Origin of the sequence: Mesorhizobium sp. M1396, from assembly GCF_040317725.1 — a bacterium.
Classification (GTDB): domain Bacteria; phylum Pseudomonadota; class Alphaproteobacteria; order Rhizobiales; family Rhizobiaceae; genus Mesorhizobium.
Map to the genome: position 1 here is coordinate 85,865 of NZ_JAMYLA010000003.1, position 23,260 is coordinate 109,124.

A 23,260-nucleotide genomic window follows, 5' to 3' on the forward strand; every position below is an offset into this window, starting at 1 on the left:
GCCTCAGCCGACCTTTTCCAATTCGCCACGCGCCTTGGCAGCCGCCACCTGACGAATGGCATCGGCCAGGGTATCGGCATCCTGCGCGCCCATGACCGCGTATTTGTCTTCGAGCAGAAAACACGGCACGCCAGATATGCCCATGCGCGACGCGGTGGCGATCTCCGTGCGAACCGCCTCGACATCGGCCTCGGTTGGCAAAAGCGCGGCAACAACGGACGCGTCCATGCCAGCCTCACGCGCGGCTTCGGTCAACACGGCATGGTCGCCGATGTTGGCGCCTTCCTCGAAATTCAGCTGGAACAGCCGGCGTACAAGCCTGTTCTGCACAGCCTCGCCGGCGGCACCGGCCCAGCGGATCAGGCGGTGCGCATCCAATGTGTTCGGCGCCACCTTGATGGCGTCGAAGGCGAAGGAGATGCCTTCGGCTTCGCCGAGCGGCTCGATGCGGGCATGAATGTCGCGGATACGGTCGTCGCTGCCGAATTTGGCCAGCATGTATTCGTGGCGATCCTTGCCTTGCGGCGGAATGGTCGGATCGAGCTGGAACGGCCGCCAGCGAATATTCACGTCGACATCGCCGCCGACGGCGGCGACTGCCTTGTCGAGCCGCTTCTGACCGATGAAGCACCATGGGCAGACGACGTCGGACACCACATCGACGGTGATGGCGTTCGGTTCGCTCATCTCGTTCTCCTGACTTTTCAGTTCGGCTTGCGCCACCAGGTCGGCAGTTGATACCCAAATATGGGCGTCTTTCGCGGATGTTCCAGGTAGTTCCAGTAGGCGATCCATTGCTGCGTGTTGTGCTGCATCGGCACCATGTAGTTGCCGGAGATCAGGAGCCGGTCGAGAACGCGAACGGCGGCGACATAATCCTCCTTCGAGCGGGCGCGCAGCATCGCCTCGATTGTCGCGTCCACCGCCGGATCGGCGACGCCGGCAAGATTGAAGGAGCCTTCCGTCCTGGCAGCGGCCGAGCTCCAACGCCCGGTCTGTTCGATGCCGGGCGACAGCGAGTTGTTGAAGCCGCTCGATCCGACCAGGACCTCGAAATCGAAGCGCTGTTTGCGCGACTGGATCTGATCGCCATCGAGGCTGCGAATGGTGACATTGATGCCAATCTTCTCCAGCGTGCGCTGGTAGATGCCGGCAAGGCGCTCCTCGTCCTGCGAGGCGGTCAGGATCTCGAAACCGAAAGGTTTTCCGTCGGCATCGAGCATTGTCCCGTCCTGAACGTGATAACCGGCGCTTTTCAAGAGACCGAAGGCCGCCTTAAGCACCCGGCGGTCCTGGCCGGATCCGTCGGTCACCGGTGGGCGGTAAGAGCCGTCCATGACATCGGCCGGCACGCGGCCGGGGTAGGGCGCCAGAAGCGCCTTCTCCCTGTCGTCGGCCGGATGGCCGAGCGCGGAAAGCTCCGAATTCTGCCAGTAACTCATCGTGCGCGTGTATTTGCCGCCGAACAGGTTCTTGTTGGCCCATTCGAAGTCGTAGAGCATGCCGAGCGCGCGCCGCACGACCGGGTTGGCGAATTTCCGCAGCCTCGTGTTGAACAGGAAACCGGTCACCACGGGCGGAATGCCGGTGTCGAAGGTTTCGGCGACCACGTCGCCCTTGTGGAACGCGGGAAAATCGAGATCGCGCTCGCGCTTTACCGGATCGCCATCGTCGTCGATGGCGCAAAGCCCTTTCTTGAACGCTTCGAGCTTGGCGTTGGCGTTGAGGAAATACTCTATGGTGATCTGGTCGTAATTGTCGAAACCGCGCTTGGCCGGGACATCCTTGCCCCAATAATCCCGGTTGCGCTTGAAGACGATGCGCTGGCCGGGCTGTACCTGCGCGATCGTATAGGGACCACTGCCGATCACTGGCTTCAGCGTCGTCTTGTCGAAGGTTTCCTTGTCGAAGGCGTGCTTCGGGATGATCGGCGTCAGCGCGATGATCAGCGGGAATTCGCGATCGGCCTTGTCGTTGAAGGTGAAACGGACGCCGTGGTCGCCGGTCTTTTCGAGCTTTGCGACCCTGGCCATGCGGTCGCTGTAGGGCGGTCGGCCTTTCTCCGTAAAGACGTCATAGCTGAACAGCACGTCCTCGGGCGTCACCGGCTCACCATCGGACCATTTGGCCTTCGGGTTGAGGTGGAACTCGATACTTTTGCGCTCCTGGTCCATGTCGGCGCTATCGGCCAGCAGCCCGTAGAGCGTGAAAGCCTCGTCGGCATTGCGCTGCATCAACGGCTCGAAGACCAGATTGCCGAAGATCGTGTCCATCATGCCGCGCGCCGTCGTGCGCAGGCTTTTGAGGATGAAAGGGTTGAGATTGTCAAAACTGCCGACGACACAATACGTGATCGAGCCACCCTTCGGCGCGTCGGGATTGACGTAGTTGAAATGCGTGTAGTCGGGCGGCAGCGCCGGTTCGCCCTGCATGGCGATCGCGTGCTTCGGCTCGGATGCGGCCGGCTGATGCGAAAGTGCGAGAAACGATGTCGCTGTGATCAGCCAAACAAGAACGCGGCCCATGACCGTCTCCTTAATGGGTCGGCTTGATGATTCGGTGCGCACCCTAGCATGACGTCGCTGCGCGCCGGCCAATCGTGCTTTCAACAATTGCTGACATCGGGCTGGATTCGACACCGCTTGCAGTGTAACACGCCCTCCGAAGTCATTCTGTTGCCTCATTTCGGCAACAGGTAGCTGGACCACACGGCACGAAGAAGCCGGTCCCGGGATCATTTGAGAGGAAGTGCACGACATGACGAGCCTGAACAGCAACGCGTACCGCCTGTCGGTCATGGCCGCTGGCGTGATCGGCTTTCTGGGCGCAGGACTTCCCGCTGCTTCCGCACAGCAGCAACAGCAGATTCCGCAAGGCTGGTTCAAGGCCTGCACCAAGCAGGAAGACGTCGACATCTGCAATGTCCAGAACATCACCACCGCCGGCAACGGCCAGCTGGTCACCGGCGTCAGCCTGATCGAGCTGAAGGGCAAGATAAACCGCAAGGTGTTCCAGGTGACGGTCCCGACCGGTCGTCTGGTGCCTCCCGGCATCGGCCTGCAGATCGATACCGGCAAGGCGCAGAAGCTCGACTATGTCATCTGCTTTCCGGATCGTTGCGTGGCGGAAGTGCCGCTGACCGATCAGCTCGTCGCCGCGTTCAAGAAAGGCCAGGCGATCACGCTCACCTCGGTCAATTTCCAGAATCAGCCCAATCCGATCAAGATCGCCCTGCAGGGCTTCAGCGGCGCCTATGACGGCCCGGCGCTGCAGCAGTCGGATATCGAGGACCGGCAGAAGAAGCTTCAGGATTTCGTCGCCAAGAACAACCAGGATTTCGCCAAGAAGCTCAAGGAAGAGCAGGATAAGGCGAAGACCGCCAACTGATCGGCCGATATCGTCGGATCAACAAAAAGCGGGGTCATGCCCAGGGTCATGCCCCGCTTTTTTTGTGACCGTCGCTCGATCGGTCAGTGCCTGGACTGCCGTTTCGGCTGGTAGCCCCCATCCGGCTTTTTGTCGAACATCTCCTTGATCTGCGGATGCCGGACCGGCTCCCCCGACTGATCCTCGAGCAGATTCTGCTCGGAGACATAGGCGATGTACTCGGTCTCCGAATTCTCGGCGAGCAGATGGTAGAACGGCTGATCCTTGCGCGGCCGCACGTCGGCGGGGATGGCTTCGTACCATTCGTCGGTGTTGGCGAATTGCGGATCGACGTCGAAAATAATCCCCCTGAATGGAAACAGCCGGTGGCGAACCACCTGTCCGATTGCGAATTTGGCTGTTTTCATCGTACTCACCACTGAATTCCTTGGCTTTATTTGGCGCAGACCGCGCCTCAATTCAATCCCGAAGCGTTTGAGCGCGCCCCGAAGCTACGCAGGACGCGACGCAAAGGGTTTGCCGCATGCGGCGAAGTCGATGACCGTCGATAACGCGGATTGTCGGAAGCTGTCAGCGCGCCGGCCTTCGCAGGCCGCCGGCCAGCGCCGCGATGCCGCTGCCGGGACGAAGTCCTTCACGCATGAAAAAAGCACGAAGCGGCGCGAAGCCACCGAGCACGCCGAGCCCGGCCACACGGGCCATCTGGGCCGGCAGCATGTCGGAAAGCAGCGACATGTTGAGCAGATTGACCGCGCTGCTGCGCGCCACAATATCGGGCCGGCGCTTGAAATCGTAAGCTGCCAAGGCCTTGGCGGCTCCCGGATCGTTACGATTTTCACAAGCGATTCCAATCAGATCGTCGACATCCCTGATGCCGAGATTGAGGCCTTGCGCGCCGATCGGGGGAAACACGTGGGCGGCTTCGCCGACCAACGCCATCCGGTTTCGCGCAAAACGCAGCGGCGTCACAGCCGAAAGCGGGTAGATCTGCCGGCCCGGCTCGACCGTCACCCGGCCCAGCATCGACTGCATCTGCTGTTCGATCCGCATCGAAAGCGTTGCATCGTCCAAAGCCGCGAGTTCGGTCGCTGTCTCGGGTTTCACCACCCAGACCAGACTCGAGCGATCGCCGGGCAGCGGGACCTGCGTGAACGGACCGGTCTCGGTGTGGAATTCCGTCGAGGTGAAGGCGTGGTCGCGGCTGTGGCGGAAATTGAGGACAAGGGCTGCCTGCGGATAGGAGCGAGCCGAGGTCGAGATGCCGGCGGCCTGGCGCGCCGGCGACAAGCGTCCGTCTGCTGCGACCGCCAGCGATGCGTCCACCGTGCTGCCGTCGGCCAGGACGGCTCGGGCGTGCTGGGCATCAAGATGCCAGTTCGCCACCATGGACCGTCGCCATTCGATGCCGTCACGCATGGCAACGGCGTTGGCGAGTGCCGGATTGAGGACACTGTTGGGCAGGTTCAGGCCGAACTGGTCCTCGTCGATCTCGCTGGCGCGGAAGGTGACGACCGGACTGCGGATCAACCGGCTGGTTGCGTCGACGATGCGCATGACTTTCAGCGGCGCCGCCTCGGGCTTGATGCCATCGAGCACGCCCAGCCGCTCAAGCACTTTCAAGGCAGGGTTCATCAGGGCCGTCGTGCGGCCATCGGGGGCAGAGGCCTCCGGCCCGACCAGCGTCACCGGGAAACCGGCAGCGGCAAAACCGAGCGCCGCGATCAGTCCTGCCGGCCCCGTGCCAGCAACCAGTATCCGCGCGGTTTGCTCATGCTCCAAGATCGGCTTCCGGTTTGCAATGCGAGGCGGCCACTCGGCCGTCCCGTCGATGAGCATATAGGGCAGATCACGCCGCTTGATCAACGCGGCGATTCGGCCCATTCGGGTGACATGACCGGCCAGCAGGACGACTTCAGCCATCTCGATCGCGCCGGCCGCGCCATGGCCACCATCGCGCGCAATCCTCGCCTGACGGTAAACGTCGTCGTCGGCGCTTGTATCCTGCTTGCCTGGCTATCCCTTGCCGCGATGGCAATCCGTGCCGCCGAAGGGCGGACCGCAGGCGTCAGTACTCCCGGCGACGCGATCCTGCGCAAGCTGCCGCAACCGCCGCTGCCCGATCTCCTGGAACGGTTCTTCACGCTCTGCCTGTCGCCGGCGCCGCTGGACGCAAGCCTCGGACTGCAGGCCGGTGCGCTCGTTTCGATGTGGTTCCTGATGGCGATCGCGACGATGCTGCCTTCAGCCGCGCCGATGATCCGCACTTACTGCGAGATCGCCGATACGGCGCGCATCAAGGGCGAGCCGGCCGTCCATCCGCTGGTGCTGGTCGCCGGCTACCTCAGCGTCTGGCTCGGCGCCTCGGTGACGTTTGCCGCAATGACCTTGGCCGCCCACGCATTCGGCTCGCCCGGTGGGATGCTCGACCCGGTCGTCGGCATTGCCGGCGCGCTGGCGCTTCTGATTGCCGGCCTCTACCAGTTCAGCGGCTTGAAGGAAGCCTGTCTGACAAAGTGCAAGAACCCGTTTTCGATCCTTTTCGCGAACTGGAGCGCAAGGCCGGTCCGCATCTTCCGGCTTGGGGTCGCGCAAGGCCTGTGGTGCCTCGGCTGCTGCTGGGCGCTGATGATGGTGATGTTCGCCGTCGGCGTCATGAACATCTTCTGGATGGCGTTGATCGGGCTGTTCACCCTGATCGAAAAACAAACGGCGAGCAGGGTTCCAACCCGGCTGGCCGGTGCGATACTGCTTGTCTGGGCAGCCGCGCTGCTAGTAGTCTCGCTATGAGTGGGGGAAAATCGATGGCAGATCAGAGCTGGGCAATGAAAGGAGAGCTCGTACTCTCCTGCAATTGCACGGTTTTTTGTCCTTGCGTGCTGTCGCTCGGCAATCATCCGCCGACCGAAGGCTATTGCCAGACCTGGGCTGGGTTCCGCATCGACGCCGGCCATTTCGGCGACGTCGATCTGTCCGGCCTCAATCTCGGGCTGATCATGGAAATCCCCGGGTACATGAGCCGCGGCAACTGGACCGCCGGGCTGTTCGTCGACAAGCGAGCCTCGGTCTACGCGGCCAAGGCGCTGACGAAGATCTTCACCGGCAAGGCAGGCGGAACCACATCGCTGCTCTCAATCCTCGTCGGCAAATTCCTCGGCGTCGAGCAAGTGCCGATCACCTATGAGACGCGTGACAGGACACGTATCTTCCAGATACCCAAGATCATCGACGGGGCGGTGACACCCATCCCCGGCAAGGATCGTGATAAGGATACGGTGATCAGCAATTCGGAATACTGGATCGCGCCCGAGATCATCGTCGCCAGGTCAGACAAGAGCAAGATGCGGGCTTTCGGCCGCAACTGGAATTTTGCCGGCCGTTCGGCCGAGATCTGCAAACTGGATTGGCGGGGCCCGTGAGCAAGAACACAACCGCCCGGAAAGCCGCCAAAAAGATCACGGACCGGATTCCGCGGCCGAAGAAGAAAGTCACCTGGCCGCAGGCGAGGGCGTTCTCCGTCCATCTGCTGACCGCGTCGGGCTCGTTCCTGGCCTTCCTGTCGCTGGTGGCGGCAAGCGAACAGCGCTGGACGGCGATGTTCTGGTGGCTCGGGCTGGCGCTGTTCGTCGACGGCATCGATGGGCCGATCGCGCGAAAGCTCGAGGTGAAGGAGATCCTGCCGACATGGTCGGGCGAACTGCTCGACAACATCATCGACTACGTAACCTACGTCCTGATCCCCGCCTTCGCGCTTTACCAGCGCGGCTTCATGGGCGAGGGCCTGTCATTCCTGTCGGCGGCGATCATCGTCGTCTCCAGCGCCATCTATTATGCCGACACCGGCATGAAGACGAAGGAGAATTTCTTCAAGGGATTCCCCGTGGTCTGGAACATGGTGGTGTTCACGCTGTTCGTGATCGAGCCCGGACAATGGGTTTCGTTCGCTGTGGTGGTGGTGGCCGGCATTCTGACATTCGTCCCGATCAACTTCATCCATCCGGTGCGGGTGGTGCGGTTGCGGCGTATCAATCTTGCGATGACCCTTTTGTGGTGCGCTTTTGGCGCACTTGCCCTTGCACAGGCGGCACTCGCCGCCTTCTACGATCAGATCGGCGTGCTGGGAGAACAAGTCAGCACCTTCACCAAGATCGGCATCACCATCACGGGGCTTTACCTCGCTAGCATTGGTGGCATCATGCAGTTCTTTCCCAATCTCGGTGCCAAGAAGACCTGATCAGCCGGAGGAAGCCTAGCCTATGTCCAAAGCGATCCGCATCCACGCCCATGGTGGCCCTGAAGTCCTGACCTATGAGGACGCCGATCCCGGCCAGCCGGGAGCAGGGCAGATCCTGATCCGGCACACGGCGATCGGCCTTAATTTCATCGATGTCTATCATCGCTCGGGCCTTTATCCGCCGCCCGGCGGGTTCCCGCTTGTCCCTGGCGGCGAAGCCGCCGGCGTCGTGCTGGAGGTCGGCGAGGGCGTCGAGTGGCTGAAGCCTGGCGATCGCATCGCCTATGCCGTGACGACGGGAGCCTACGCGCAAGAGCGCGTCATCGACGCCAGCCGCGTCGTCAAGGTGCCGGATGGCATCAGCGACGAACAGGCCGCCGCGATGATGCTGAAAGGCATGACCGCCGAGTATCTGCTGCGCCGGACGTTCAAGGTGAAGGCGGGTGACACGATCCTGTTCCATGCCGCGGCAGGCGGTGTCGGATTGATCCTCGGCCAATGGGCCAAACATCTCGGCGCGACCGTCATCGGCACCGCCAGTTCGTCCGACAAGATCGAACTCGCCAAGGCGCACGGCTTCGACCACGTCATCAACTACAAGGACCAGGATTTCGTCGCCGGCGTCGCCGCCATCACCGACGGTAGGAAATGCGACGTCGTCTACGATTCGGTCGGCAACGACACGTTTCCGGCTTCACTCGACTGCCTGAGGCCGCTCGGCATGTTCGTCAGCTTCGGCCAGTCCTCGGGGCCGATCCCGCCATTCAGCATATCCTTGCTGGCGCAGAAGGGCTCGTTGTTCGCAACCCGGCCGACGCTGTTCGTCTACAATGCAAAGCGCGAGGACCTCGAAGCCTCCGCCGCGGCCTTGTTCGAGGTTGTGCTCAGTGGCGCCGTCAAGATCAAGATCAACCAGCGTTACGCGCTCAAGGACGCGGGCAGGGCGCATTCCGACCTCGAGGGCCGCAGGACAACAGGGACGACCATTCTCATCCCTTAGAGACTGGTTGGAAACTCTGCTCTGGCGGCCAAAACAGTCTCTTGGTCCGTTCTTGCTTGCTATCCCTTGAATTTCCGCTGAAATTCTTGAAGCTCTTTCAAGACGCGTGCCGCTTTCCGATAAGAGCCGGCCGCGCCTACCATGCTTGCGGGAACACAGAACATGTCTGGCTAACCAGATGGGAGGCACTGTGAGTGCAAATCAGGACGGCACGAACCTGCTCGAGGTCCGTGGTCTCACCAAGATATTCGGCACGCTGACGGCGTGCGATCATATCGATCTCGACATCGCCAGGGGTGAAATCCACGCTTTGCTCGGCGAAAATGGCGCTGGCAAGTCGACGCTGGTCAAGATGCTGTTCGGCTCGCTGGAGCCCAATTCCGGCGAGATTTTCTGGAACGGCCAGGCGGTCAGGATTTCCAGCCCCGGCGTCGCGAAAAAACTCGGCATCGGAATGGTGTTCCAGCATTTTTCGCTGTTCGAGGCGCTGACCGCGGCCGAAAACATCGCGCTGTCGTTGGACGACGGCTCGCCGATCAGCAGCATCGCGGCCAAGGCGAGAGCGCTTTCCTTCAGCTATGGCCTGCCGCTCGATCCTGAATCGCTGGTCGGCGACCTGTCGGTGGGCGAGCGCCAGCGTATCGAGATCATCCGCTGCCTGCTGCAGACGCCGCAGCTTATCATCCTGGACGAGCCGACCTCGGTGCTGACGCCGCAGGAAGCCGACAAGCTGTTCGAGACGCTGGAGCGTTTGCGTTCGGAAGGCAAATCCATCCTCTACATTTCGCACCGGCTCGAAGAGGTCAAGCGCATCTGCGACCGCGCCACCGTGCTGCGGCATGGCAAGGTCGTCGGCCACTGCAACCCGCGCGAGGAAACCGCTTCGTCGCTGGCTCGCATGATGGTTGGCAATGAGGTGCAGGCCGTGGTGCGCGCACCGGTCGAAGGCATCGCCACGGCGCAATCGCTGCTCGAAATCCGTAACCTCAGCCGCAAGCCGGCGACGCCGTTCTCGATACCGCTCAAGAACATCAGCCTGAACGTCCGCGCCGGCGAGGTGATCGGCATAGCCGGCGTCGCCGGCAACGGCCAGGGCGAGTTCTTCGAATCCGTCTCCGGCGAGGTGTTGCAGCAGGATGCCGCCTCGGTGCGCATCCGCGGCAAGGATGCGGGCGGCCTCACCATCACCGGACGCCGCCTGCTGGGCGCCGCCTTCGTGCCGGAAGAGCGGCTCGGCCACGGTGCCGCGCCGCGCATGAAGCTTTCCGAGAACCTGCTGCTGTCGCGCCATGCCACCGACGGAAAGGCCTTTGTCAGCGGCGGCGGAATGGTCAACAGCGCCGCCATCCAAGCCGCCGCCCAACGCATCATCGAGGCAATGGACGTGCGCAAGAGCGCGCCGGATCCGGAGGCTGCGGCACTTTCGGGCGGCAATCTGCAGAAATTCATCGTCGGCCGCGAACTCGACCGCCGGCCAAGCGTCATGGTGGTCAACCAGCCGACCTGGGGCGTCGACGCAGGTGCTGCCGCCCACATCCGCCAGGCCCTGATCGAGCTGTCGCGCAGCGGATCGGCGGTGCTGGTGATCAGCCAGGATCTCGATGAACTGTTCGAGATATCGGATGCGATCGCGGTCATGCACAATGGCGCGCTGTCCAAGCCGCTGCCGATCGCCGAAGCGACCTTCGAGAAGGTCGGCTTGCTGATGGGCGGCGCCGAACCCGGTCACGCCGAACACACGCTGGAGACGGCATGATGCGCCTCGAACTCGTCAAACGCCCACAGCGCTCTCAGCTGTTTTCGGCCCTGTCGCCATTCATCGCCTTTGCGCTGACGATCATCGCCGGCGCCATCATGTTCGCGCTGCTCGGCGTCAATCCGTTGACCGCTTTCCGCGTCTATTTCATCGAGCCGGTCAGCCAGCTCTGGCAGCTGCATGAACTGGCGATCAAGGCCGCTCCCCTCATCCTGATCGCTGTCGGCCTGTCGGTCTGCTACAAGGCCAATGTCTGGAACATTGGTGCCGAAGGACAGTTCATCCTCGGCGGCATCGTCGGCTCGATCATTCCGGTGTTGTTTCCGCGGTTCGAAGGCCCATTGGTGCTGCCGCTGATGCTTCTGCTCGGCATGGTCGGCGGAGCGGCCTATGCGGCAATCCCGGCCCTGCTCAAAACGCGCTTCGGCACCAACGAAATCCTGACCAGCCTGATGCTGGTCTATGTCGCCCAGCTCTTCCTCGACTGGCTGGTGCGCGGGCCGTGGCGCGATCCGCAAGGCCATGGTTTTCCGCAGACGATCCAGTTCGGCGACTCCGCCGTGTTGCCGGAGTTGATGCCGGACGCGGGGCGGGCGAACTGGGGTTTCGTCTTCGCGTTGGTCGCCGCGGTGCTGATTTGGATCCTGATGAGCCGCATGCTGAAGGGTTTCGAGGTGCGCGTGCTGGGCTCAAGCCCGCGCGCAGGGCGTTTCGCCGGCTTCGGCCTCAACCGCATGGTGTTCTTCGCCTTCCTGCTGTCGGGTGCGTTGGCAGGGCTTGCCGGCATCTCGGAAGTCTCGGGCGCGATCGGCCAACTGCAGCCGGTCATTTCGCCCGGCTACGGCTTCACCGCCATCATCGTGGCGTTCCTCGGCCGCCTCAACCCGCTCGGCATCGTTGCCGCTGGCCTGGTGCTGGCACTGACCTATCTCGGCGGTGAAGCGGTCCAGAGCGCACTCGGCATTTCCGACAAGGTGGCGCGGGTGTTCCAGGGCATGCTTTTGTTCTTCGTGCTCGGCTGCGACACGCTGATCCACTACCGCATCCGGCTGGTCGGCCTGGCGCTGACAAAACCGGAGGGTGCCGCGAAACTCGAATCGGCGCCAAAGCTGAAGGAAGCCCGTTGATGGACATCACCGTAAACATCCTTCTGACCATCGCCACGGCGGCAACGCCGCTGCTGATCGCGGCGATCGGCGAACTGGTGGTCGAGCGCTCCGGCGTGCTCAATCTGGGCGTCGAAGGCATGATGATCATGGGCGCCGTTGGCGGCTTTGGCGTCGGTCATCTCACGGGATCACCCTGGATCGGCCTCCTGGCGGCAATAGCCCTGGGCGCCGTGTTCTCGCTGCTGTTTGCCGTCATGACGCTGTCGCTGGCCACCAACCAGGTGGCGACCGGCCTGTCGCTGACGCTGCTCGGCCTTGGCCTCTCCGGCATGATAGGGACGAGCTTCGTCGGTCAGCCCGGCGAACGGCTGCCCAATCTCGACATTCCCGGCCTGACCTCGATCCCGGTGATCGGCCGATTGCTGTTCGGCCAGGACCCGATCTTTTACATCTCGATTGCGCTCACCGCCGCCGTCATGTGGTTCCTGTTCAAGACCCGGACCGGACTGACGCTGCGCTCGATCGGCGACAGCCACACGTCCGCTCATGCGCTTGGTATCCACGTCATCCGCTACCGCTATCTCGCGGTGATCTTCGGTGGCGCCTGCGCCGGTCTCGCCGGCGGCCACCTGTCGCTGGTCTACACGCCGCAATGGGTTGAGAACATGAGCGCCGGCCGCGGCTGGATCGCGCTGGCGCTGGTGGTGTTCGCCTCGTGGCGGCCATGGCGGGTGCTGGCCGGCGCCTACATCTTCGGCGCGGTGTGGATCGGCCAGCTTCATGCACAGGCTTTTGGCATTCCAGTGCCCTCGCAGTTCCTTTCTTCGCTGCCCTATCTGGCAACCGTCGTGGTTCTCGTTCTAATCTCGCGCAACAAGCGTCTGACGATGATGAACACGCCGGCTTCCTTGGGGCAGCCATTCGTTCCGGATCGTTGACAACAAAAACAAACGGGAAGCTCCAAGGCTTAACTCAGAGAGGTAACACAATGAAAAAACTGCTTATTGCCCTGATGACCACGACCGCCGCCCTATCGCTGGCGGCGACCGCCGAGGCCGCGGACAAGCTGAAGGCATGCTGGGTCTATACCGGTCCGATCGGCGACTTCGGCTATTCCTACCAGCACGACCAGGGCCGTCTCGAGGTGGAGAAGGCGCTGGGCGACAAGGTCGAGACCGCCTATCTCGAAAACGTCTCGGAAGGCCCCGACGCCGACCGTGCTTTCGAGCGCCTGGCGCGCGAAGGCTGCAAGATCATCTTCGGCACGTCCTTCGGCTTCATGGATCCGGAAGTGAAGATCGCCAAGAAATTTCCCAAGGTGATGTTCGAGCACGCAACCGGCTACAAGACCGGTGACAATCTCGGCATCTACAATGCGCGTTTCTATGAAGGCCGCTATGTGCTCGGCCAGATCGCCGCCAAGCAATCGAAGGCGGGCGTTGCCGGCTACATCGTTTCCTTTCCGATCCCCGAAGTGGTGATGGGCATCAATTCCTTCATGCTCGGCGCGCAGTCGATCAACCCGAACTTCAAGGCCAAGATCGTCTGGGTGAACTCGTGGTTCGACCCGGGCAAGGAAGCCGATGCCGCCAAGGCGCTGTTCGACCAGGGCGCCGACATCATCGTCCAGCACACCGATTCGACCGCTGCCCTGCAGGTGGCCGAGGAGCGCAAGCTGCACGGCTTCGGCCAGTCCTCGGACATGATCAAGTTCGCGCCGCACGCGCAGCTGACCTCGCTCACCGACGAATGGGGTCCGTACTATATCAGCCGCGTCCAGGCAGCCCTCGACGGCACCTGGAAGCCGGACAATGTCTGGCTCGGCATCAAGGACGGCGCGGTCAAGCTCGCCCCCTTCACCAACATGCCCGACGACGTGAAGGCGATGGCCGAAGCCACCGAAAAGAAGATCGCCGACGGCTGGAACCCCTTCACCGGGCCGATCGCCAAGCAGGACGGCACGCCCTGGCTGAAGGACGGCGAAGTCGCCGACGACGGCACGCTGCTCGGCATGAACTTTTATGTGAAGGGTGTCGACGACAAGCTGCCGCAATAAGCGGCGCGAGATATCAAAGTGAGGAGGGCGCCGCGCGGCGCCCTTTTTCATTCGGCGGGCTGTGCCCCGGCAAAGACGCGGCGAAATCGCGCCAGCCCAGTATCAACCGCGCGGCCGAGCCATGTCCTGAGCAGCCGCTGAGCCGGTCGTTCGCAGTTGCGCCAGATCGCCCACGAAACAACCAGCATGAGCGCCACGCAGCCGAGGGCGGCAAACCATTTGCCGACCAGGGGTGCCGCGGCATTGATGGCGAGATAGCCGATGTTCTGATGCAGGAGATAGAGCGGATAGGTCAGGCCACCCAGCGCAAGGGTGAGTGCCGACGGCCTCACGCGGTTGCGCAACAGCACCGCGCCGATCAAGGCCGCGTGCATGACGACATTGATGACGACGAGATCGGCCGAAGAAACCGCGATGCCGTAGTGGCCCTGCATCCAGTGCTGCGTCACGGACAGCGTGCCGCAGGAGATCAGGAACGATGCGGCAAGCAGCAGCAAAGCCGGTAGTGAACGGCCGTGTGCATGGATGTGGTGGAGCACCACGCCGGCGGCGAAGAAAGGTCCGAACTCGGTTATGAACAGCAGCCTTGCCACGCCGCTGCCGATGAAGAACTCGTTCAAGGCCGAGATGGCCAGCCAGATGAAGATCAGCTTCAGCTTGCGTTTCTGGAACAGCCCGGTGAGGAGGGCCAGCGTCACCCATCCGTAGAACACCAGTTCAAGCACGATCGACCAATAGACGCCGTCCATGAAGGGTTGGCCGAAGGCCGGTGCGAACATAGACAGATTGGCGGCATACTGGCTGAAAGAGGCCGGAAGCAGCGGTGAGCCAGCCAGAAAGACGATCGCGAAGGTGATCGTCATGCAGAGCAGGAAGCCGGGATATAGGCGAACGAAACGTGCGATCGCGAACTGGTCCCAGCTGCGATTTTCCGCCGACCAGGCAATGACGAACCCGCTGATCAGAAAGAACAGATTGACGCCGAGATAGCCGTAGAGGGCGAGCGGCGCGGCGAGCGGATAACCCTCGGCGAGAAAGCCTTCGGCGGCCGCGCCGCGGAAGAAATAGTGAAAGAACACAACGGCAAGTGCTGCCGCCAGCCTGAGCAGATCCAGCGTCGCGATGTAGTCTTGCCTGGGAGGTCTGATGTCCATCCGGATTGCCGCATCCACGATCCGGAAACCATAGAGCGGATCGCGGCTGAGCGGGTTAAGCGGCCTGAATTATCGCCAGATGTAGTAAATAGACGGCGTACCGATCCCGTCAGACCGCCGAACCGTAGAGGTCATAGGCATCGGCGCGGTCGATCTTGACGGTGACAATGTCACCTTGACGCAGCGGGCGCCGCGACTGGATGTGGACTGCGCCATCGATCTCGGGCGCGTCGTATTTGGTGCGGCCCTTTGCCGATGTGCCGTGCGCCTCGTCGATCAGCACCGGCAAGCGCTTGCCGACTTTCTTGGCCAGCTGCGTCGCCGAAATCTTCTGCTGGCGCTGCATGAAGCGGTGCCAGCGCGCCTCCTTGATCTCCTGCGGAACCTGGTCGAGACCGAGATCGTTGGAGCGGGCGCCCCGGACCGGCTCGTATTTGAAGCAGCCGGCGCGGTCGATCCTGGCCTCATCGAGCCAGTCGAGCAGCATCTCGAAATCGTCGTCCGTCTCGCCGGGGAAACCGACGATGAAGGTGGAGCGGATGGCGAGATCCGGGCAAATCTCGCGCCAGCCGCGAATGCGCTCGAGGGTCTTTTCGCCATGTGCCGGGCGCCGCATGTTCTTCAGCACTTGGGGGGAGGCGTGCTGGAACGGGATATCGAGATAGGGAAGGATCTTGCCCTCGGCCATCAGCGGGATGACGTCGGCGACATGCGGGTAGGGGTAGACATAGTGCATGCGCACCCAGATGCCGAGCTTGCCCAGTTCCTCGGAAAGGTCGAGGAACTTCGCCCGCACTTCGCGGTCGCCGAACATGCTGGTCTGGTACTTGATGTCGATGCCGTAGGCGCTGGTGTCCTGCGAGATGACCAGGAGTTCCTTGACGCCGGCCTTGGCCAATTTCTCGGCCTCGCGCAGCACATCGGCCGCCGGCCGCGAGACGAGGTCGCCACGCAGCGCGGGAATGATGCAGAAGGTGCAGCGGTTATTGCAGCCTTCGGAAATCTTGAGATAGGCGTAGTGGCGCGGCGTCAGCTTGACGCCTTGCGGCGGCAAGAGATCGATATAGGGGTCGTGCGAAGGCGGTGCGGCCTCATGCACGGCTGCCATCAAGCTCTCATAGGCCTGCGGTCCGGTTATCGCCAGCACGTTGGGGTGCCTCTCGCGAATGACATCCGGCTCGGCGCCGAGGCAGCCGGTAACAATGACCCGGCCATTCTCCGAAAGCGCGGAGCCGATGGCATTGAGCGACTCGTCGCGGGCGGAATCGAGGAAGCCGCAGGTGTTGACGACGACAAGGTCGGCACCGTCATGCTTGCGTGCGATCTCGTAGCCTTCGGCGCGCAGGCGCGTGATGATGCGCTCCGAATCCACAAGGGCCTTCGGGCATCCAAGACTGACAAAACTCACGCGGGGAGCGGACATATAAGGTTTTCCGGGCTTTTCAGGATTGCCGGGCCAGTACCACACTTATTACGGCATTGGTATGGGCACGCCTGCGATGCGGCAAAACGCACTGCGAATATGCTTTTCCGGATCGAAGACGCGGCGGACAGCCGCCTCAGCTGACCGCGCCGTTTACATGCGGCCAGACTTCCACCGCACCGCGATAGACCATGTCCACCGCGACATAGAGAATGATCAACAGACCGACATAGGCGATCCAGCGGTGGCGCTGCAGCAGTTTTGCGATGAAAGTCGCGGCGAGGCCCATCAGCGCGATCGACAGCACGAGGCCGATGACCAACACCGGAAAATGATCGCGCGCGGCACCCGCGACCGCCAGCACGTTGTCGAGCGACATCGACACGTCGGCGACGACGATCTGCAAGGCCGCCTGGCCGAGCGTCTTGCGCTTCGCCTTGCCGGCCACCTTTTTGTCGCTGTTGAGATCGGAGTTCGACAGCGCCTCGGTCGCTTCCAGCTCATCGGCATGCGACGTGCGCAGCTCGCGGTACATCTTCCAGCAGACCCACAGCAGCAAGATGCCGCCGGCCAGCAGCAGGCCGACGATCGCCAGCAGCTTGACGGTGACCGCGGCAAAACCGATGCGCAGCACCGTTGCCGCCAGCACGCCGATGAGGATCGCCTTCTTGCGTTGTTCGGCCGGCAGGCCGGCAGCGGCAAGGCCGATGACGATCGCGTTGTCGCCGGCAAGCACGAGGTCGATGGCGATGACCTGGAGCAGGGCGGTCAGACTGGCAGCGCTGAAAATGTCCATCGACCGGAAGCCCTTGCTGATTTGCCGAGTGTTCGTCGATTATCCAGACGGCCCTAACTTGGTGGTCCCTTGGCGTCAAGGGACCACTCGTGGCGACATCACTGAAGCGCCGTTACGTCAAATCTGGATCAGAGGCCCTGCGGCGCTCATCGACAGCAGGGCAAAACCATGGCCGATCGAAGATCAATCGTAGAGATTATACTTTGCCCAATCGGCTTCCGGAATCTCGTCGCCGATCCGGTAGCGGAACTGCAAAACTTCCATATGGTCGGGCGCCGTCTGGCACTTGAATTTCAGCCGGTACCATTGCCCCTTGCTGCGAAACGCAGCGCCCGGGCTTTTGATTGCATCAGCGCCCATCTCTGGCGTCGCGAAGGCGTAGGCGACGACGCGATCGGCCTTGAACTTGCGATCGTCGTGAGTGATCCGGTCGAGCACTTCGGCGTCACAACGCTGTTCAAGGCGGGTTTGGGGATCGAGTTTCATCAGGCCGGCGCGCAATGCACTGTCCATTGCGCTGGCTGGAAAACTTAGTGTCACAGACGCCAAGGCGGTCATGCAGAACTTCTTCATGGGCGGGACAAGCACCATATTTTGTCGGAGAAATCAACCAAGGGGACCGCCTCGGACCCCGCAGGCATCATCAATCAAATGGTCGATGCGTTCAAAATTGCGTGTCGGGATTCAGAGTGCGATGCCTGCGGCCAACGGACCAGCGACGCACGGCCGGCATCCGTGAGATCGTAGAGGCCTCGGTCGACACGCGCGAACCATCCATAGACATTGTGCTGCAGGATTTTCGGCGCGATCGGCGTCACCGCCTTCAGATCGCGCGGCCGCCTGGGTCCGTCCACCATCGCGGCGGCGCAGGCGAGGGCGCTTTGCCGATAGGCCGTCATGATCGGATTGCGTGATCCTCCTCCCGCAACAGGATCGCCGCGCCGGCGCTGGTGCTCGTCGACCAGGCGGGAGCGCCGGCGCGCATTCTTGCGCGGCGCCAGCGCGATCGGGCTGAGAAGCACCTCGACCCGGTCGGTCGCGGTCACGCCAAGCAGGCCGAAGCCAAGGCGGCGGCAGAGATTGCGAAACCGTGCATCGCTTTCGCGGCCCTTGCCCCGGGCCGACATGCGCGCGGCCAACCAAACCTCGTCGCAGGCCGCGGCGCGATCGACACCTTGCAGCACCAGTTCGAGATTGAACTGCAGCTTCAGTTCGCAGATGACGACGACGGGCGGCTCACCTTCGCGCAGCGCGACGATGTCGCAGCCGCCGATCTCGCCTTTGACGACGAAGTCGAGGCTTTCGAGGAACCGCTTCACCGGCGCATAGAGTGAGGTCTCGTTCATGCTTCGAAGGTTTAGCCGATTCGACGCGAAAAGCCTCCCGCGGGTGCGGCCTCTTACGGCACGCCCGAAACCCGTCGATGTCAGGCTTCGGTGCTCGGCGCGGCTCGATTCAATGGCTTCCCGCGGGACAGGAGCGGATAGGCGATCTGACCGAAGTAGGTGGAGGGGATCGGATCGTCGACGCCGTACTTCTCCGGCACCTTGTCAGCGGTGATATTGTAGGTACCGAACATGACATCGAGGAAAGGCAACTGCCCGGCGAAGTTCTTGTCGTAGGCTTCGCGCTGGTTGGCATGGTGCCAGCGATGGAACTGCGGGCTGGCGATCAGCCATTTCAAAGGGCCGAACGGAATCCGCACGTTTGAATGAACAAGCAGCGTGTGCCCGAGGTAAATGATATACGCCGATGTCGGAGATCAGGATGATTTCCGCAACCTGCAGCGGGCGCTAAGACAGAAACTATCAAACTGTTTGATTTTATTAAATTTTCTTCGGTTTTTGGCGGAGGAAGTGGGATTCGAACCCACGGTGAGCTTGCACCCACGCCGGTTTTCAAGACCGGTGCCTTAAACCGCTCGGCCATTCCTCCATCGTGACTTTTCAATCACTTAAACGCTACGCTGTCGGCTGGTTTTGACCTGTTGGCACCTGATTGGGCACCGAAGGCGTTCCCGAACGGTTCGCGCTTCATTCCTGTAGTGCGGCGTTGAGGGCTGCGTCAACCACTGCTGCGGCACCTTCCTGCCGCCTGGGCAGCATGTGCGCATAAATATTCAGCGTGACCGACGGATTGGCTTGGCCGGCCCTGGCAGAGACGCCCCGAGGCAGCTGCGTCCTGCGGCACGCCAGCGGCTCCTGCCTCCCGAGCGAATTCCTTTGAAAACGGGCGAGGGCCGCGCATGGCACAATCGCGACTGGAAGCTGACATTCGATCGGACCAAATCGCCTTGACGGAACATTAGCGATCTCTAACTGTTGTGGTTGCGGCAGGCGATGCTCACCCCATCGCCGCTGATCGGGATACGCACCGCCCCGATCGGCCCGCGCCTCCGCAAGTGGCGCGGGCCTCGGGCCCTGGGGAGGGATAGGATGACGGATATCCCGGCGACAACCTACGTCGTGAGCGTATTCGAGAAGCCGCATTGGCGGACCATACTGACCACCAAGGACAAGACCAAAGCCCTGGCGATGGCCAAAGAGATCGGCGACAAGGTGCGGGTTGAAGAAATTACGCCGAAGCCGAAGAAGCGTTAGGGCCGGCCCGTTAGGCGATGCAAGGGGAAGCCTGAAACCCCAGCCGATGAAAAACCCGCCACGAGAGCGACCCGCGGCGGGCTTTTGGAGTGGCTACATCCCTAAGGAATCGACCGCTTGTAGTTGTATTGTGAACCGCGTGATCGCGTTAGCCTATGGTGTGATCGCGGAAGCGGAGCCCGAGCACCGGTGCGGTTAGTGACCCGTAATGGGTCAATCAATTTGGCACTGGAATTGCGTTGAGACGATTGTGGGTAGGGGAAGGGCCTGTCGCTTCGCAAATGAGGCGGCGGGCCTTCGCTTAAGCGGTCTCGTCGATATGGCGCATACATGCCGACCATATCGCGTGCCTGAAACGCCAGACCGCGCCGGCCGCGGATAAACGCAAGCCGGCTCCCCGAAGGGAGCGGCTTGACGACTTCAGCAAGAGGAGAATGGCCGGCAACCTACTCGGGTTGCAGAGTTTCCCGAAGGCGCCGGCCCAGCGAATCGACCCGAGTCGTGATCGCGGAAGGCTAGCGCGCCGATTGTTTCTTGGCGTGTGCGGCGACCGCACAGAGGAAAGCCAATGCGGCGGCATCGCAGGCCGTCCGAGATGGGCCTTTGGCGAAAAGAACGGCGTCCGCGGCTCGTATCGTTAAGCCATGTTTTTTGGCGAAAGAGGTGACTTCGTAAGGCTGATTGTCTTCAGATAGATGGCCGAGGCCGAAATCGTAATTCATGCGACTACATCCTCCCAGTTCGGTACCTTTTCCCTCCTCGCCCTGAGGCAAAATTAACAGCCGGCGTGTCGCGCGAGTCTAGCAACTAGGGATTGTGTAAAACGATATAACTCCGAACCGACTGCATTTTGTTGTCGTCGATAATGCCGGCCTCGCCGTCGGGCCAGGAGGTGGTCACTTTGGGCGGCTTCCGCAACCTGGCGCCGGTGCCTTCGCCATTCGTTATGTCGACATTGTGGGCTGCGTACGCAGCGAGGCAAAGGCCGTGACCTTTCACGGTGCTCGGCACGGTGATGGCGTCACAATCTTGCCCGGTTCCGGCCACAATCGGTTAATATCGTGATAAACAATTCCTGCGCACAAAGGACCGGGGTTCAAGGCGTCGTCGGTATTTGTCGAGTGAGTGTTTTGGCTCCTCTGATGCTTGAACGCGGCGTCTTAGGTCGAGACTGAAGGGGACATCAGGAAAATGCAGGCTGTGACGCACCCGCGTCTTCGTCGCGCTGCCACGGTCGCGTTGTTTGCCATGTCGGCCGCCTTGCTGGCGGCTTGCGCGTCGCAGCCTGAGTCCAAAGCGATGGTCTACAAGAAGACCCGCTCCAAGGAATATTTCTCCGAATCCGAATATGGCGTGAAGGCAAGCCCGCGTGTGTTCTCCCAGAACGGGCGCATGCAACGCGGCGGCGGCAGGGATCAGCTCGGCAAGCCCTACCAGGTCCGCGGCAAGTGGTATTACCCGAAGGAAGACAAGCGCTACGCCAAGGTCGGCCTGGCCTCCTGGTATGGCGATGCCTTCCATGGCCGGCTTACCGCCAATGGCGAAGTCTACGACATGACCCACCTGACGGCGGCGCATCCGACCATGCCGCTGCCAAGCTACGCCCGTGTCACCAATCTCAAGACCGGCAGTTCGGTCATCGTTCGCGTCAACGATCGCGGCCCGTATCACGAAGGCCGCATCATCGATGTGTCGGAGCGCGCCGCCCAGATGCTTGATTATGCCAATATCGGCACCGCTCAAGTGAAGGTCGAGTATGTCGGCCGTGCACCGCTCGAAGGCGATGACGACCAGTATCTGATGGCCTCCTACCACCCCGGCAACAGGGCGCCTGATCCGTCGGACGGACTGCCGAGCGGCGTCATGGTGGCCATGAACGGGCCGTCGCCAAGCCTGCCTGCCGGCACTGCCGCCGTGCCGTTTCCGGGTCAGTTGACCGATTCCGGCCAGCCGGTCATGTCGGCGCGGTCACCGGCCTTTGGCGATCTGGCGCTGCCCGATTTCGGACCGATCGTGCCGGAACGCCCGGAGATCAGCCTGCCGCGGCAATCACCGTTTGCGGTGGCTTCGCTGTCCTACGCGGACGAGCGGGTGGAACGCGCCTCCAACGCCTTCGCCGCGCTGGGTGGCGAGGGCATGTCGCCGGCCGATGTCCTTCAATCATGGAAGCGACAGCCGCCAGGTTCGGCTACCGACTACGTCGCTGCCGGCTCGTTCGAGGATGCAGCGCAGGCCAAGCGCATTGCCGCTCAGCTTGCCGCATTCGGCAAGATCGAGATCCAGCGCTCGGAACTCGATGGCCAGGACTGGTATTCGGTCAATCTCTATCCCGATGGCCAACGCAATCTGGACGATTTGCTGCAGGCAGCATGGTCGCATGGCGCGCCGGATGCGCTGGCTGTGCGCAACTGAGCGCAAGCCGGTTCGGATTTCCGCTGCGCGGTTGATCCGCCGCGCAAAAAGCCTGATAGTTTTCGCGGGCTTGCCGGCCGTGCCGGCCAATGGGTCGAACATCATGCAATTGCGCTTGCTCCAGCCTCTCGCCGGGCTTCTGGTTTTTGGCCTGCTGCTGTTTTCCCAGGCTCCAGCCCGTGCGCAGCTGTTCGAGACCAAGGCTACGCAGGTCTTCATGATCGATGCCGAGACCGGGACGGTGCTGTTTTCGAAGGATGCCGACAAGCCGATACCGCCGGCTTCGTTGGCCAAGCTGATGACCATGGAAGTGGTGTTCAACGCCATCAAGTCCGGCCGCCTGAAGCTCGACGATACGTTCGTGGTCAGCGAAAACGCCTGGCGCAAGGGTGGCGCGCCTTCGGGAACATCGACGATGTTTGCCAAGCTCAAGTCGGCGATCCGGCTCGAGGACCTGATTCAGGGCGTGATCGTGCAGGCGGCCAATGATGGCTGCATCGTCATCGCCGAAGGCATGTCCGGGTCCGAGGACAATTTTGCCGCGCAGATGACCGAACGCGCCCGCCAGATCGGCCTCAAGACATCGACTTTCGTCAATTCGACCGGCCTGCCGGCGGATGGCCAGCAGACGACTGTGCGTGAACTGGCGCAGCTGGCCGTGCACCTGTGGCGCGACTATCCGGATTTCTATCGCTACTACGGCCAGAAGGATTTCACCTGGAACAAGATCTCACAGAGGAACCGCAATCCGCTGCTGGCGATGGATATCGGCGCCGATGGCCTGGCGGTTGGTGCGAGCGAGGCGTCTGGCTTCGGCATCGTCGGTTCAGTCAGCCATAATGGCAGGCGGGTGATCGCGGCGATGAGCGGCCTGGCCTCCGACAAGGAGCGCGCCGAGGAGGCGCGAAAGCTGCTCGACTGGTCCGTTCGCTCCTTCGAGAAGACCGAAATCTTCGCCAAGGACGAAGTGGTTGGAGAAGCCCAGGTTTTCGGCGGCGCGAAATCCGGGGTGGCGCTGAAGGCCAAGGGCCCGATCGACATCTTCCTGCCGATCACCAACCGCGACAAGCTGACGGCCAGGATCGTCTACAACGGCCCGGTCGCGGCACCGGTGGAGGAGGGGCAGCCGGTGGGCGCGCTGCGCGTCTGGATCGGCGACACGCTGAGCCAGGAGACACCGCTTTTCGCCGCCGAGTCGATCAGCGTCGGCACACTGCCGCAGCGCGCGCTCGACGCTGTCAAGGAACTGGCGGTCGGCTGGCTGCGCTAATACATGTCGCTCAAAAGTAGTCCCGGTTTTTGGGGAAACGACATGCATAAAAGCAAAGATTGACGG

At 62.1% G+C, this 23,260-nt stretch carries 22 protein-coding genes, 1 tRNA gene and 1 pseudogene; 12 read left to right on the plus strand and 12 right to left on the minus strand.

Going from position 1 to position 23,260, the window contains the following annotated elements; translation table 11 throughout:
• Positions 1-3: 3 nt before the first annotated feature.
• Together NKH02_RS02995 and NKH02_RS03000 are read right to left on the minus strand one after the other, a co-directional pair.
• The gene (locus NKH02_RS02995) at positions 4-687 is read right to left on the minus strand and encodes a DsbA family oxidoreductase (protein WP_352876244.1); all 684 of its coding nucleotides are present in this window, start codon (positions 685-687) and stop codon (positions 4-6) included.
• 17 nt (positions 688-704) lie between these two features.
• Positions 705-2,525: an extracellular solute-binding protein gene (locus NKH02_RS03000; RefSeq protein WP_352876247.1), complete on the minus strand. Its 1,821-nt coding sequence runs from the start codon at positions 2,523-2,525 to the stop codon at positions 705-707.
• 232 nt (positions 2,526-2,757) lie between these two features.
• On the opposite strand from NKH02_RS03000, the gene NKH02_RS03005 reads away from it, so the two are divergent.
• Positions 2,758-3,387 (plus strand): invasion associated locus B family protein, encoded by a 630-nt coding sequence (locus NKH02_RS03005; protein WP_352868532.1) that lies wholly within the window; start codon positions 2,758-2,760, stop codon positions 3,385-3,387.
• Positions 3,388-3,470: 83 nt separating this feature from the next.
• On the opposite strand, the gene hspQ is transcribed toward NKH02_RS03005, so the two are convergent.
• Together hspQ and NKH02_RS03015 are read right to left on the minus strand one after the other, a co-directional pair.
• Positions 3,471-3,794: a heat shock protein HspQ gene (hspQ, locus tag NKH02_RS03010; protein ID WP_056587784.1), complete on the minus strand. Its 324-nt coding sequence runs from the start codon at positions 3,792-3,794 to the stop codon at positions 3,471-3,473.
• 163 nt (positions 3,795-3,957) lie between these two features.
• A complete protein-coding gene (locus NKH02_RS03015) occupies positions 3,958-5,166 on the minus strand; it encodes a UbiH/UbiF family hydroxylase (RefSeq protein ID WP_352876411.1) in 1,209 nt (402 codons plus the stop codon).
• A gap of 111 nt (positions 5,167-5,277) precedes the next feature.
• On the opposite strand from NKH02_RS03015, the gene NKH02_RS03020 reads away from it, so the two are divergent.
• The 8 genes from NKH02_RS03020 (at position 5,278) to NKH02_RS03055 (ending at position 13,539) form a co-directional block, all read left to right on the plus strand.
• Positions 5,278-6,174, plus strand: coding sequence for a DUF2182 domain-containing protein (locus NKH02_RS03020; RefSeq protein WP_352876249.1), 897 nt, complete (start codon positions 5,278-5,280; stop codon positions 6,172-6,174).
• 14 nt (positions 6,175-6,188) lie between these two features.
• Positions 6,189-6,803, plus strand: coding sequence for a DUF1326 domain-containing protein (locus NKH02_RS03025; RefSeq protein WP_352876252.1), 615 nt, complete (start codon positions 6,189-6,191; stop codon positions 6,801-6,803).
• Entirely contained in the window at positions 6,800-7,618 is an 819-nt protein-coding gene (pcsA, locus tag NKH02_RS03030) for a phosphatidylcholine synthase (protein ID WP_352876254.1), read from the plus strand. Before NKH02_RS03025 ends, pcsA begins: the two co-directional genes overlap by 4 nt.
• Positions 7,619-7,640: 22 nt before the next feature.
• The gene (locus NKH02_RS03035; RefSeq protein WP_352876257.1) at positions 7,641-8,618 is read left to right on the plus strand and encodes a quinone oxidoreductase family protein; all 978 of its coding nucleotides are present in this window, start codon (positions 7,641-7,643) and stop codon (positions 8,616-8,618) included.
• A 178-nt stretch (positions 8,619-8,796) separates the two neighbouring features.
• On the plus strand, positions 8,797-10,374 hold the full coding sequence (locus tag NKH02_RS03040) for an ABC transporter ATP-binding protein (protein ID WP_352876259.1): 1,578 nt from the start codon (positions 8,797-8,799) through the stop codon (positions 10,372-10,374).
• Positions 10,371-11,501 (plus strand): ABC transporter permease, encoded by a 1,131-nt coding sequence (locus tag NKH02_RS03045; protein WP_352876262.1) that lies wholly within the window; start codon positions 10,371-10,373, stop codon positions 11,499-11,501. The genes NKH02_RS03040 and NKH02_RS03045 overlap by 4 nt, the downstream gene beginning before the upstream one ends.
• Complete coding sequence (locus NKH02_RS03050; protein ID WP_352876265.1) at positions 11,501-12,421, plus strand: ABC transporter permease; 921 nt, start codon at positions 11,501-11,503, stop codon at positions 12,419-12,421. Before NKH02_RS03045 ends, NKH02_RS03050 begins: the two co-directional genes overlap by 1 nt.
• A gap of 50 nt (positions 12,422-12,471) precedes the next feature.
• Complete coding sequence (locus NKH02_RS03055) at positions 12,472-13,539, plus strand: BMP family ABC transporter substrate-binding protein (RefSeq protein WP_352876269.1); 1,068 nt, start codon at positions 12,472-12,474, stop codon at positions 13,537-13,539.
• Between the two features lie 47 nt (positions 13,540-13,586).
• On the opposite strand, the gene NKH02_RS03060 is transcribed toward NKH02_RS03055, so the two are convergent.
• From NKH02_RS03060 to NKH02_RS03090, 7 genes and pseudogenes are all read right to left on the minus strand, one after another.
• Complete coding sequence (locus NKH02_RS03060; RefSeq protein ID WP_352876271.1) at positions 13,587-14,693, minus strand: acyltransferase family protein; 1,107 nt, start codon at positions 14,691-14,693, stop codon at positions 13,587-13,589.
• 109 nt (positions 14,694-14,802) lie between these two features.
• Positions 14,803-16,116, minus strand: coding sequence for a 30S ribosomal protein S12 methylthiotransferase RimO (gene rimO / locus NKH02_RS03065; protein WP_352876274.1), 1,314 nt, complete (start codon positions 16,114-16,116; stop codon positions 14,803-14,805).
• Between the two features lie 136 nt (positions 16,117-16,252).
• Entirely contained in the window at positions 16,253-16,912 is a 660-nt protein-coding gene (locus NKH02_RS03070; RefSeq protein ID WP_352876277.1) for a TerC family protein, read from the minus strand.
• A 183-nt stretch (positions 16,913-17,095) separates the two neighbouring features.
• Positions 17,096-17,503, minus strand: a complete 408-nt coding sequence (locus NKH02_RS03075) for a DUF930 domain-containing protein (protein ID WP_352876280.1) — start codon at positions 17,501-17,503, stop codon at positions 17,096-17,098.
• Between the two features lie 56 nt (positions 17,504-17,559).
• Positions 17,560-18,258, minus strand: coding sequence for a DUF2161 domain-containing phosphodiesterase (locus NKH02_RS03080; RefSeq protein ID WP_352876283.1), 699 nt, complete (start codon positions 18,256-18,258; stop codon positions 17,560-17,562).
• A gap of 80 nt (positions 18,259-18,338) precedes the next feature.
• Positions 18,339-18,656 (minus strand): annotated as a pseudogene (locus NKH02_RS03085) (sterol desaturase family protein); the annotation flags it as partial.
• 101 nt (positions 18,657-18,757) lie between these two features.
• Positions 18,758-18,847, minus strand: a tRNA-Ser gene (locus tag NKH02_RS03090).
• A gap of 500 nt (positions 18,848-19,347) precedes the next feature.
• On the opposite strand from NKH02_RS03090, the gene NKH02_RS03095 reads away from it, so the two are divergent.
• Entirely contained in the window at positions 19,348-19,512 is a 165-nt protein-coding gene (locus NKH02_RS03095) for a hypothetical protein (protein ID WP_352868493.1), read from the plus strand.
• A 515-nt stretch (positions 19,513-20,027) separates the two neighbouring features.
• On the opposite strand, the gene NKH02_RS03100 is transcribed toward NKH02_RS03095, so the two are convergent.
• Entirely contained in the window at positions 20,028-20,234 is a 207-nt protein-coding gene (locus tag NKH02_RS03100; RefSeq protein WP_352868490.1) for a hypothetical protein, read from the minus strand.
• Between the two features lie 469 nt (positions 20,235-20,703).
• Here NKH02_RS03100 and NKH02_RS03105 point away from each other — a divergent pair, with 469 nt between their 5' ends.
• The gene (locus tag NKH02_RS03105; RefSeq protein WP_352876286.1) at positions 20,704-21,924 is read left to right on the plus strand and encodes a septal ring lytic transglycosylase RlpA family protein; all 1,221 of its coding nucleotides are present in this window, start codon (positions 20,704-20,706) and stop codon (positions 21,922-21,924) included.
• 103 nt (positions 21,925-22,027) lie between these two features.
• Positions 22,028-23,194: a D-alanyl-D-alanine carboxypeptidase family protein gene (locus NKH02_RS03110; protein WP_352876412.1), complete on the plus strand. Its 1,167-nt coding sequence runs from the start codon at positions 22,028-22,030 to the stop codon at positions 23,192-23,194.
• Positions 23,195-23,260 lie beyond the last annotated feature (66 nt).

What these genes read in the sequence shown, in the direction of transcription:
- NKH02_RS02995 (WP_352876244.1), bottom strand. Translation starts at nt 687, where the DNA reads ATGAGCGAACCGAACGCCATCACCGTCGATGTGGTGTCCGACGTCGTC.
- NKH02_RS03000 (WP_352876247.1), bottom strand. Translation starts at nt 2,525, where the DNA reads ATGGGCCGCGTTCTTGTTTGGCTGATCACAGCGACATCGTTTCTCGCA.
- NKH02_RS03005 (WP_352868532.1), top strand. Translation starts at nt 2,758, where the DNA reads ATGACGAGCCTGAACAGCAACGCGTACCGCCTGTCGGTCATGGCCGCT.
- hspQ (WP_056587784.1), bottom strand. Translation starts at nt 3,794, where the DNA reads ATGAAAACAGCCAAATTCGCAATCGGACAGGTGGTTCGCCACCGGCTG.
- NKH02_RS03020 (WP_352876249.1), top strand. Translation starts at nt 5,278, where the DNA reads ATGACCGGCCAGCAGGACGACTTCAGCCATCTCGATCGCGCCGGCCGC.
- NKH02_RS03025 (WP_352876252.1), top strand. Translation starts at nt 6,189, where the DNA reads ATGGCAGATCAGAGCTGGGCAATGAAAGGAGAGCTCGTACTCTCCTGC.
- NKH02_RS03035 (WP_352876257.1), top strand. Translation starts at nt 7,641, where the DNA reads ATGTCCAAAGCGATCCGCATCCACGCCCATGGTGGCCCTGAAGTCCTG.
- NKH02_RS03040 (WP_352876259.1), top strand. Translation starts at nt 8,797, where the DNA reads ATGGGAGGCACTGTGAGTGCAAATCAGGACGGCACGAACCTGCTCGAG.
- NKH02_RS03045 (WP_352876262.1), top strand. Translation starts at nt 10,371, where the DNA reads ATGATGCGCCTCGAACTCGTCAAACGCCCACAGCGCTCTCAGCTGTTT.
- NKH02_RS03050 (WP_352876265.1), top strand. Translation starts at nt 11,501, where the DNA reads ATGGACATCACCGTAAACATCCTTCTGACCATCGCCACGGCGGCAACG.
- NKH02_RS03055 (WP_352876269.1), top strand. Translation starts at nt 12,472, where the DNA reads ATGAAAAAACTGCTTATTGCCCTGATGACCACGACCGCCGCCCTATCG.
- NKH02_RS03060 (WP_352876271.1), bottom strand. Translation starts at nt 14,693, where the DNA reads ATGGACATCAGACCTCCCAGGCAAGACTACATCGCGACGCTGGATCTG.
- rimO (WP_352876274.1), bottom strand. Translation starts at nt 16,116, where the DNA reads ATGTCCGCTCCCCGCGTGAGTTTTGTCAGTCTTGGATGCCCGAAGGCC.
- NKH02_RS03070 (WP_352876277.1), bottom strand. Translation starts at nt 16,912, where the DNA reads ATGGACATTTTCAGCGCTGCCAGTCTGACCGCCCTGCTCCAGGTCATC.
- NKH02_RS03075 (WP_352876280.1), bottom strand. Translation starts at nt 17,503, where the DNA reads ATGGTGCTTGTCCCGCCCATGAAGAAGTTCTGCATGACCGCCTTGGCG.
- NKH02_RS03080 (WP_352876283.1), bottom strand. Translation starts at nt 18,258, where the DNA reads ATGAACGAGACCTCACTCTATGCGCCGGTGAAGCGGTTCCTCGAAAGC.
- NKH02_RS03095 (WP_352868493.1), top strand. Translation starts at nt 19,348, where the DNA reads ATGACGGATATCCCGGCGACAACCTACGTCGTGAGCGTATTCGAGAAG.
- NKH02_RS03100 (WP_352868490.1), bottom strand. Translation starts at nt 20,234, where the DNA reads ATGAATTACGATTTCGGCCTCGGCCATCTATCTGAAGACAATCAGCCT.
- NKH02_RS03105 (WP_352876286.1), top strand. Translation starts at nt 20,704, where the DNA reads ATGCAGGCTGTGACGCACCCGCGTCTTCGTCGCGCTGCCACGGTCGCG.
- NKH02_RS03110 (WP_352876412.1), top strand. Translation starts at nt 22,028, where the DNA reads ATGCAATTGCGCTTGCTCCAGCCTCTCGCCGGGCTTCTGGTTTTTGGC.